7 protein-coding genes are annotated in these 10,292 nt (G+C 58.1%); all 7 read left to right on the forward strand.

What is annotated here, in order from left to right:
• Positions 1-332: 332 nt before the first annotated feature.
• Positions 333-1,178 (forward strand): RnfABCDGE type electron transport complex subunit B, encoded by an 846-nt coding sequence (locus K1Y02_22225; protein ID MBX7259096.1) that lies wholly within the window; start codon positions 333-335, stop codon positions 1,176-1,178.
• Positions 1,179-1,319: 141 nt separating this feature from the next.
• Positions 1,320-6,266 (forward strand): 2-oxoacid:acceptor oxidoreductase family protein, encoded by a 4,947-nt coding sequence (locus K1Y02_22230; GenBank protein MBX7259097.1) that lies wholly within the window; start codon positions 1,320-1,322, stop codon positions 6,264-6,266.
• Between the two features lie 92 nt (positions 6,267-6,358).
• Entirely contained in the window at positions 6,359-7,714 is a 1,356-nt protein-coding gene (gene rsxC / locus K1Y02_22235; protein MBX7259098.1) for an electron transport complex subunit RsxC, read from the forward strand.
• Positions 7,711-8,781, forward strand: coding sequence for an RnfABCDGE type electron transport complex subunit D (locus K1Y02_22240; GenBank protein ID MBX7259099.1), 1,071 nt, complete (start codon positions 7,711-7,713; stop codon positions 8,779-8,781). The genes rsxC and K1Y02_22240 overlap by 4 nt, the downstream gene beginning before the upstream one ends.
• Positions 8,778-9,482 (forward strand): FMN-binding protein, encoded by a 705-nt coding sequence (locus K1Y02_22245; GenBank protein MBX7259100.1) that lies wholly within the window; start codon positions 8,778-8,780, stop codon positions 9,480-9,482. The genes K1Y02_22240 and K1Y02_22245 overlap by 4 nt, the downstream gene beginning before the upstream one ends.
• Positions 9,479-10,120 (forward strand): electron transport complex subunit E, encoded by a 642-nt coding sequence (locus tag K1Y02_22250; GenBank protein ID MBX7259101.1) that lies wholly within the window; start codon positions 9,479-9,481, stop codon positions 10,118-10,120. The genes K1Y02_22245 and K1Y02_22250 overlap by 4 nt, the downstream gene beginning before the upstream one ends.
• On the forward strand, positions 10,117-10,292 hold a 176-nt coding region (locus K1Y02_22255), incomplete at its 3' end, for an electron transport complex subunit A (GenBank protein MBX7259102.1). The genes K1Y02_22250 and K1Y02_22255, both read left to right, overlap by 4 nt.

The following is a 10,292-nucleotide window of genomic DNA, read 5'->3' on the forward strand; positions in this document are numbered from 1 at the left end:
TGGGCGCTCGGTTGTGCCGGCGCAAATTCAGGGAGAGACGCTTTCCGCAGGCTTATCTATTTATGACAATTGTGTCCTGCGCAGAACTGTCACCATGAGTTCCTTCAATAGGTGATAGGTTGTTCACGGAGAGCCTGTCCGGTGCCGTAAGTCATTGTTTTGATGTACTTTAGAAAATACCCGCCAAATTCTTCTCAAACTGGCACTCGGATTGCACTATAGAAACGGACGTTGTCATGAAGTCCTGGCATGCAAGCTGACGACGTAACCGATGCAATACACCACAAGGGAGTGCAATGTCATTGAATGAGATACTCACAGCCGGCGGCATCATGGTTTGCCTGGGGTTTGGGTTGTCGGTAGTTCTGGCATTCGCAAACAAAAAACTGTATGTATATGAGGATCCGCGTATCGACGTGGTGGACGAGTTACTCCCCCACGCCAACTGCGGAGCGTGTGGGTGCGCGGGTTGCCGGAATTTCGCCGAGAAGGCGGTGGCCGGAACGATTTCGCCGGGTAAATGCACGGTGAATACGGTAGAGATGACGAACAAGATTGCCCGTTTTTTAGGGGTAGACGCGGGCCGGGAGGAGAAGCGGGTAGCCCGATTGGCGTGCGCAGGTGGATCGAATGTGGCGCGTGTGCGCGGGGTGTACTCGGGAATGCAGACGTGCCGGGCAGCGAACCTAATCGCCGGCGGTGGAAAAGGATGTGCTTGGGGGTGCTTGGGATTTGGCGATTGCAAAGATGTCTGTGATTTTGGTGCAATTGTCATGAATGAGCACGGCTTGCCCGTGGTCGATGAATCGAAGTGCACGGCGTGCGGCGCATGCGTGGATATATGTCCGCGGGCGTTGTTCAGCATCCACCCGCTGAGTCACCGGCTTTGGGTGGCGTGCAAGAGCCTGGCGCACGGCGAAGAGGCAGAGCGCGAATGCGATGTGGCATGTACGGGCTGCGGTTTGTGCGCGATGGACGCGGCGCCGGGTTTGGTTTCCATACGTCAGAATCTGGCGGTAGTGGACTACAGCAAGAATGCTCTGGCATCCGAGGACGCCATTCAGCGGTGTCCGACGGGAGCCATTGTATGGATAGACGAGCGACGGGGTTCCGTGAAAGGGGCTTCAGCGAGAAGGATCACGAGGCGATCACCGTTGCCGCCGATTCCAGTGGGATAGTCAAGGGGAGTAACCGAGTTTCAGACCAGGACGGCCGATGGGATGGGATAAGCCCGGTCATCGGACGGCGAATCTAGCAGAGGTATCGAGATGAAATCAGAAGAGAAGAAGTCGGTGAAGTACCCGGGGGTGCGCGATGCGATGGACGGTAATACGGCCGTTATCATGTGCGAGCGCGAATCCACGGATGCAGCAGGGGCCTACCCCATCACTCCGTCGACCCAGATGGGCGAGTATTGGGCGGAGAACGCGGCCGCGGGGCATATCAATGTTTCCGGGCGACCGCTGATCTTCATCGAGCCGGAAGGCGAGCATGCGGCGGCGGCGGTAACGGCTGGTTTGTCCATGACCGGGTTGCGCGCCACGAACTTCTCTTCCGGGCAGGGCATCGTGTACATGCACGAATCGTTGTACGGGGCAGTAGGAAAGCGCCTGACGTACGTGTTGAACATGGGTTGCCGGGCCATCACGAAGGCAACGCTGAACGTTCACGCTGGGCATGACGATTACCACTGCATCGACGACACGGGCTTCTTCCAGTTGTTTGGCAAGAACGTGCAGGAAGCGTGCGATCTGAACATCATCAGCCACAAGATTGCCGAATTGTCGCTGAATCCGGGCATTTGCGCGCAGGACGGTTTCCTGACGACGCACCTGATCGAATCGTTGGTGGTGCCCGAGCGAGCGCTTATCGAGGAATACCTTGGCCATCCGGAAGACATCATCGACACGCCGACTCCGGCTCAGCGGTTGCTGTTCGGACCTACGCGCCGCCGGGTTCCGGAAGTGTGGACGGTGGACAATCCGGTCATGGCGGGCGTGGTGCAGAACCAGGACTCGTACATGCAGAGCGTGGCTGCCCAGCGTCCATTCTTCTTCGATCACATCGCCGAGATCACCGATCAGTGCATGGAAGAGTTCTATCAACTGACGGGACGGCGCTACCGCCGTGTGTCGTGTTACAAGACCGACGATGCCGATTACCTGATTCTGGGCCAGGGCAGCGTGGTATCGAACGCGGAAGCGGTCGCGGATTATCTGCGCGAGACGCGTGGACTTAAGGTCGGCGTCGTGAATCTGACGATGTTCCGCCCGTTCCCGGGCGAGTTGCTTGGGCCGATCCTCAAGGGCAAGAAGGGCGTGACGATTCTTGAGCGCACCGATCAGCCGTTGGCGATTGACTTGCCGTTGATGAAGGAAGTGCGCGCGGCATTGACGCGTTCCATCGAAAATGGGCGCGCGAACGGCAGCGGGCCGGTGTATCCGGGATACATCGCATTCACGAAGCCGCAGGAAATGCCGCCGTTGTATTCGGGTTCGTTCGGCATGGGCAGCCGCGACCTTCAGCCGGAAGCGCTGATTGGCGCGGTGGAAAACATGCTGCCGACCGGCAAGCAGAAGAAGATGTTCTATCTGTCGATCGATTTTGTGCATGACAAGCCGTTCACGCCGAAGCAGGAGATCTATCAGCAGCAGATACTGGACGCGTATCCGCACGTTAAGGATCTCGCGGTGCACGGTAGCGAGAACCCGAACCTGATGCCGAAGGGCAGCGTGACGGTGCGGTTCCACTCGATTGGCGGCTGGGGCGCGATCACGACGGGTAAGAACCTGGCAATGACGTTGTTCGACCTGCTGGGTTATCACATCAAGGCGAACCCGAAGTACGGTTCGGAGAAGAAGGGTCAGCCGACGACGTATTACCTTTCGGCGGCTCCGGAACCCATCAAGATCAACTGCGAATATTTCTATGTGGACGTGGTGCTGTCGCCAGATCCCAACGTGTTCGGGCATTCGAATCCTCTCGCCGGCCTCAAGAAGGGCGGCGTCTTCATTATCCAGAGTGAACTGGAATCGCCGGAGGAAGTGTGGAAGCAGCAGATTCCGCGTCGCTATCAGCAGATGATCATCGAGAACGATATTCGGGTGTTCTATGTGGACGGCTTCAAGATCGCGCGTGAGATCGCGTCGGATCCGGAATTGCAGTTCCGCATGCAGGGTATCGCGTTCATGGGCGCATTCTTCCATGCGTCGCCGGTGATGCAACAGGCGAATCTGACGGAAGAAGCGTTGTTCAAGGCGATCGAAGATCAGCTTGAGCACAAGTTTGGCGCGAAGGGCCGGCGCGTTGTGGAAGACAACGTGAAGGTAGTGCGTCGCGGCTTCATTGAATCGTACGAGATCAAGGACAAGACGGTGGTCGATGACGCATCGGCGGCCGCGCGAAAGCCTGTGTCGATGCCGATCATGCTGAAGCAGTCGCCTGCGAGCGAGACGGCAACGACCGATATACACCGGTTCTGGGAACAGACCGGTAGTTTTTATGCCACGGGTAAGGGTGGAGACAATCTGACCGATCCGTTTATCGGGTTGAGCTTTATCCCGGCGGCGACGGGCGTGTTTCGTGACATGACGGGTATTCGTTTCGATCACCCGGTGTGGGATCCGCAGAAGTGTACGGGATGCGGTTCGTGCTGGACGATTTGTCCGGACTCGGCCATTCCGGGATTGGTCAACAGCCTTTCCGAGATTCTCAACACGGCGATCACGGTTGTCGAGAACGGCGGCAAGAAGATTCAGCATGCGCGCAAGACCGTACCGATGCTGGAGAAGAAGCTGCGCGATTTGATGAACGCGGGCAACGAAGACGCGTCGGTGGATGCGTATCTCGCGATTGCGATTGAAGCGACGAAGAACGAATATGCGTTGCCGGAAGCGGACAAGGCGGACCTTGCGGCGGAACTGGCCGCAATGCATGAAGCCATGAAGGACTACAAGTTCGCCATTACGAAGCCATTCTTCTCGGTGAAGGAGAAGGAATCGAAGGGTAGCGGCGGGTTGCTCTCGATCACGATCGATCCGTACACCTGCAAGGGCTGCCGTGAGTGCATCCAGGTCTGCCCGGATGATGCGCTGCGCATTCAAGTCCAGACGCCGGAGACGGTCGAGACGTTGCGCAAGAACTGGGAATTCTGGTTGGCGTTGCCGAACACTTCAAAAGACTTCGTTCGTATTGACGATCTCGATGACGCGGTTGGCGCGCTGGAGACGCTGCTGCTCGACAAGAATTGTTACAAGACGATGGTGGGCGGCGACGGCGCGTGCTTGGGCTGCGTAGAGAAGTCGGTGCTTCACATCTTCACGGCGACGGTGGAAGCGCTGATGCAGCCGCGCGTGAAGGCGCACCTGGACAAGATCGACACCCTGATTCAGGGGTTGGAGAAGCACATTCGCCTGCGCCTGGTGGAGTCGGTTGACGTTGGCGATACGAGCGCGATGGTGTCGGCGATCAACACGCTGAAGAATCAGGACCTTACGTTGTCGAACCTGACGGCCGCGCTCGATACGCGCAAGGTGAGCGTGCCGTTGGATAGCGATTGGTTGAAGCGGACGACGCAGCTACTTGCGAAGTTGAAGCATTTGAAGTGGCAGTACACGAAGGGCACGACAGGCCGGGGCCGGACGTCGCTGGGTATGGTGAACAGCACGGGTTGTACGTCGGTGTGGGCATCTACGTTCCCCTTCAACCCGTATCCGTTCCCGTGGACGAATCACTTGTTCCAAGACAGCACGTCGATGGCGATGGGTATCTTCGAAGGCCACATGCTGAAGATGGCCGAGGGCTTCAAGGCGATTCGCATGGCGGAGATGGAACTTGCGGGCACGTACAAGCCGCAAGAGCATGACGCCAAGTTCCGGTATTTCGATTGGACGAAGTTTACGGATGAAGAGTTCTTGTTGTGCCCGCCGGTGGTGGCAGTTGGGGGTGATGGAGCGCTGTACGATATCGGGTTCCAGAACTTGTCGCGCATGATGATGTCCGGAAAGCCGATTCGCGTGATGGCGCTCGACACGCAGGTGTACTCGAACACGGGTGGCCAGGCGTGCACGTCGGGATTCACGGGACAGGTTTCGGACATGGCGCAATACGGCAAGGCCCACAAGGGCAAGGAGGAAATCCGCAAGGAGATCGGCCTTATCGCAATGGCCCATCGTACGAGCTACGTGCTTCAAGGCAGCGTGGCCAACACGGCGCACCTGATCGAAGGGTTCATCCGCGGATTGAATTCGCGGCGGCCGGCCCTGTTCAACGTGCACTGTCCGTGTATGCCTGAGCACGGTATTGCGGACGACTTGGGTAAGCACCAGGCGAAGCTGGCGCTGGAATCGCGCGCGTATCCGATTTACATGTTCAACCCGGATTTGGGAAGAACTTGGAAAGAGTGCCTGAATCTGGATGGCAACCCCGCGCAGGACAATGTGTGGCCGACGTATACACTGACGTACGTGGACGAAAACGGCGAGCCCGGAAAGATGGAGCTGCCGCTGACGTTCGCGGACTTCGCGATAACGGAAGCGCGCTTCCGGAAGCACTTCAAGACGGCTCCGCGGGACACGTGGAACGAGAACATGGTGCCGATCGCGGAGTACCTGGAAATGAGCAAAGACGATCGGGAAGGCAAGTTCCCGTTCGTGTGGGCCGTGGATCGCAGGAACCGCCTGGCGCGGGTCATCGTGGCGGAGCCACTGGTTCTGGCGAGCGAAGACCGTCGCGATTTCTGGGGCCTGCTGCGATCGCTTGCGGGCGTTGGCAAGGTCGTGGACGTGGATGCGATCAAGGTACAGGCGAAGATGGAAGCGGTACAGCAGCTCACCACGGGCTTGCTTCAACTGATGGGCGGCGCCGGGAACGGCGCGACGCTGCCAGTGGCCATGCTCGCGAGCGCTCCGGTTATGGAAGCAGCACCGCAGAGCGCGGGCGCGGACAATGGCTCGGCGGCGGCAACTACGGCACAACAGGCGGCGCCGGCAGCAGCGGCGGCTTCGGGAGATGGCGCGATGGATCCGATCCTTGATTCTTCGGCGTGTACAGGTTGTGGAGAGTGCGTGCTGGTCAATCCGAAGGTGTTTGCGTGGAACGACAAGAAGCAGGCATATATCAAGGACGGCAAGGCCGGTCCGTTCCGCGACCTGGTGAAGGCGGCGGAGAAATGCGCCGCGCGAGCGATTAGACCCGGCATGCCGAAGGATCGCTCTGAGAAAGACGTCGAGAAACTGATTAAGCGAGCCGCGAAGTATAACGGCTAGTTGACTTGCAGCTACATGTAGAGGGGAATTCGATAGTCGGCGCACCTCCGGTAGGGGGGTGCGCCGACGTACGCAAAGACGGGGCTTGGCATATGAAACGTTTTCTTGGGTTTGGCTCACGCAAGACCTTCTCGCACGGGGTGCATCCACCGGAAGCGAAGGAGCTGACCCAAGCGAAAGCGATACGCCGATTGCCATTTGCCCCGGAGTTCATCATTCCTCTTTCCCAACACACGGGCGCGCCCGCCCGCCCCATCGTGCGCGAAGGACAGGAAGTCGTGCGCGGCGAGCCGATCGCGGAAGCGGGCGGTTTCGTGTCGGTGCCGATGCATGCGCCGGTTTCGGGAGTCATTTTGAAGATTGGTCTTGCGAGGGATGTGCGCGGGGGAATGAGTCCCGCGATCATCGTTCGTCAGTATCCCGGAGCGAGCCAGGAGATACTCTACGGCACGCATGTGGATGTGGATACATTGGCGCCCGCTGAAATCGTCAAGGCGGTACAGAATACGGGCGTCGTGGGGTTGGGAGGCGCGGCGTTTCCCACCCACGTGAAGCTGGCAGTTCCTGACAACAAGCGTGTGGATACGATCATCGTCAACGGTTGCGAATGCGAGCCGTATTTGACGACCGACCATCGCATCATGCTGGAACGGGCCGGGGATCTATTTGAAGGCATCCGTATTGTGAAACGCGCGATGAGCGCGGAGCGCGTGATCATCGGCGTGGAACACAACAAGCTGGATGCGGTGGAGCATTTGCGCGCCACGAAGCCCGCGGGCCTGGATGTGGCCATCGAGGTCGTCGAGGCGAAGTATCCGCAGGGCGCCGAGAAGATGCTGTCGAAGGCGCTGGTAAATCGCGAGGTGCCGTCGGGGAAATTGCCGGTGGACGTGGGGGTCGCGGTGTTTAATGTCGCAACCCTTTCGCAGATTGGCGAGTTGCTTCCTCGAAAGCAGGGGCTGATCGAACGCGTCGTCACGGTGTCGGGTCCGTCGGTGAGTCGTCCGGGGAATTACCTGGTAGCGCTGGGAACACCGCTTCGGTTTGTGCTGGAACAAGTCGGGTTCGACGATCCCGACGCGCAGTTCCTTTTTGGCGGTCCGATGATGGGCGTCAGTGTGGGAAGCGTGGATGTGCCGGTGACCAAGGGCGTGACGGGTATTCTCGTGTTTCCGCGGGGTGATTCGCGATTGGCGCGGGACAAGAAGGAATTTGGCTGCATCAAGTGCGGGTCGTGTATCCAAGCATGTCCGATGCACTTGAATCCATCGACGTTGGGGCTTTTGGCAAAGAAACAGGAATATGACATGATGGCGGAGCAGTATCATCTGATGGATTGCTTCGAATGCGGATGCTGCTCGTACGTGTGTCCGTCGAACATTCCTCTTGTGCAGCATTTCCGGGTGGCGAAATCAGTTGTGCGCGATAGAAAGGTGTCGGCATCATGAGTGTAGAGATTCGCGCGATCGAGTTGAACACGTCGCCGCACTTCAAGGCGAAGGTAAGCACCGATCAGATCATGCTGAATGTGGTGTATGCCACGATGCCGTTGTGCGCATTTGCCGTGTTCACATTTGGCTTGAGCGCGTTTCTGCTGATTGTGACCGCGCCGCTCGCGTGCATCTTGACGGAGCACTTCTTCTGCCGCATGTCGGGCAAGGAATCGACGGTCGGCGACTATAGCGCGCTGATAACGGGAATCTTGCTCGCGTTGACTCTGCCGCCGGGCCTTCCGCTGTGGATGGCCGCCGTGGGCGGTTTTGTGTCCATCGCGTTGGGCAAGATGTTGTTTGGAGGGCTGGGACATAACCCGTTCAATCCGGCGCTTGTGGGCCGGGCCTTTCTACAGGCTGCGTTTCCGGTAGCAATCACCACGTGGAGTCCTTCGTTCTGGCCGTCGGTATGGTCGCCCGATCGATTTCTGCACGTGTTGCTGCCGACGCTCTCGCTGCCGTTCATGAAAGCCGAAACGGCCGCGGGATACATACATCCGCTGTCGATTGACGCCTTTTCGGGCGCGACTCCGTTAACCATGATGAAGTTCGAGCATGCGTCCACGCCGATCTCGAATTTGTTCTTTGGTATGTCACCGGGGTCGACGGGTGAAACGTCGGCCTTTCTGATTCTGTTGTGCGGCGCCTATCTTGTGTACCGTGGAATGATGGATTGGCGAATCCCGGTTGGGGTCGTATCGAGTGCGTTCTTGCTGAGCGCAGGGTTTTATGCGCTAAGCCCGGACAAGTATCCTCCCCCCTTCTTCACGCTGTGCTCAGGGGGGCTGATGTTGGGAGCGGTCTTCATGGCCTCCGACATGGTGGGTTCGCCGTCGACGCCGCTCGGAGTGTGGATCTATGCGATTCTGATTGGAACTATAACGGTTTCCATTCGGGTGTTGGGAGGATTGCCAGAAGGAGTCATGTACGCGATTCTGCTTGGGAACGCGTTGACTCCACTTATTAATCAGTATACTCAGCCGCGTGTATACGGAACGTATCGGGAGCTTCGCAGCAAATGACGGCGGACGTGGAACGGGCCGTGCCGCCTGGAAAGGTGGACTCGGGCAACAGCGCACAAATGATCGGAGTGATGACGGGCGTCGGCACGATTTGCGGATTGCTGATCGTGATTGTGTATCAGTTGACGCTGTCGGCGATCTTGCAGAATCAGGCCACCATTGTGAAGGAATCGGTATTCGAAGTGATTCCCGGGGCGGCCGCGCAAGCAATCTTTGGCGTGGAGGCAAGCGGGCAACTGACACCGCTGGAGTCGCCCGAGGGGCCGCTCCCGAAGATGTACGCGGGGTATGACGGTTCGGGAAAGCTGCTGGGGATTGCCATTGAGGGGAGTGGCAGAGGGTACGCGGACACGGTTCGCGTGCTGTACACGTATTCGCCGGAGAAGAAAGCCATCATTGGGTTCAAGGTGTTGGACAGCCGCGAGACGCCGGGGCTGGGCGACAAGATCGCGTACGACCAGGATTTCCTGAAGAACTTCGAAAGCCTCGACGCGAAGTTGGACGCGGCAGGCGATAAGCTCGCAAACGCGTTGGTAACGGTGAAGCACGGCAGCAAGTCGCAGCCGTGGCAGATTGACGCGATATCGGGGGCGACGATTTCGTCGAGGACGGTCGGGAAGATCTTGAATAGCAGTGCGGAGCGGTTTGTGCCTTTGATCGAGAAGAATCTGGATATGATTGTGAAGGCGGGATCGAAATGAACGACACGAAAGCGCGATCGGACGACATGAACGTCCTGTTGAACGGACTGTGGAAGGAAAATCCCGTGTTCGTTCAGGTGCTGGGGATGTGTCCGACGCTGGCGATAACGAATTCGGTGAAGAACGCGCTGGCCATGGGGCTTTCGGTGATCTTCGTGCTGGTCATGTCGAACGCGCTGGTGGCGATGGTACGAAAGATTGTGCCGAAGCAGGTGCGTATTGCGACGTACATTCTCATTATTGCCACGTTCGTTACGATGGTCGATTACATCATTAAGGCGGTGAGCATTCCGTTGTACAAAGCGCTGGGCGCGTTTATCGCGTTAATCGTCGTGAACTGCATCATTCTCGGGCGCGCGGAAGCGTTCGCATCCAAGAATACGGTGTGGAAGTCGATTCTGGATGGGCTGGGCATGGGCGTGGGGTTCACGTTCGCGCTGCTGTGCCTCGGGAGCGTGCGCGAACTCCTTGGGAATGGAAGTCTTCTCGGGTTTCATGTGATGGGTTCGAATTTCGAACCGTGGGTTATCTTTCTGTTGCCGAGCGGGGGGTTCCTGACGCTGGGAACGTGGCTCCTGTTATTTGGATTTTGGCGTGAACGTAAACAACGCAAGGCGAACAAGGAAGCAACGTCATGAGTCAGTCTTCGTTGTTGTTCATCTTTATAGACTCCTTCATCATCAACAACATCGTGCTGATGGTGTTCTTGGGCATATGCCCGTTCCTGGGCGTGTCGGGGAAACTCGACACGGCAGCGCGGATGGGCGCCGCGGTGATCTTCGTGTTGCTGGTGAGTTCGAGCATTACGTA

This window comes from Candidatus Hydrogenedentota bacterium (assembly GCA_019695095.1).
Classification (GTDB): Bacteria; Hydrogenedentota; Hydrogenedentia; order Hydrogenedentales; family SLHB01; genus JAIBAQ01.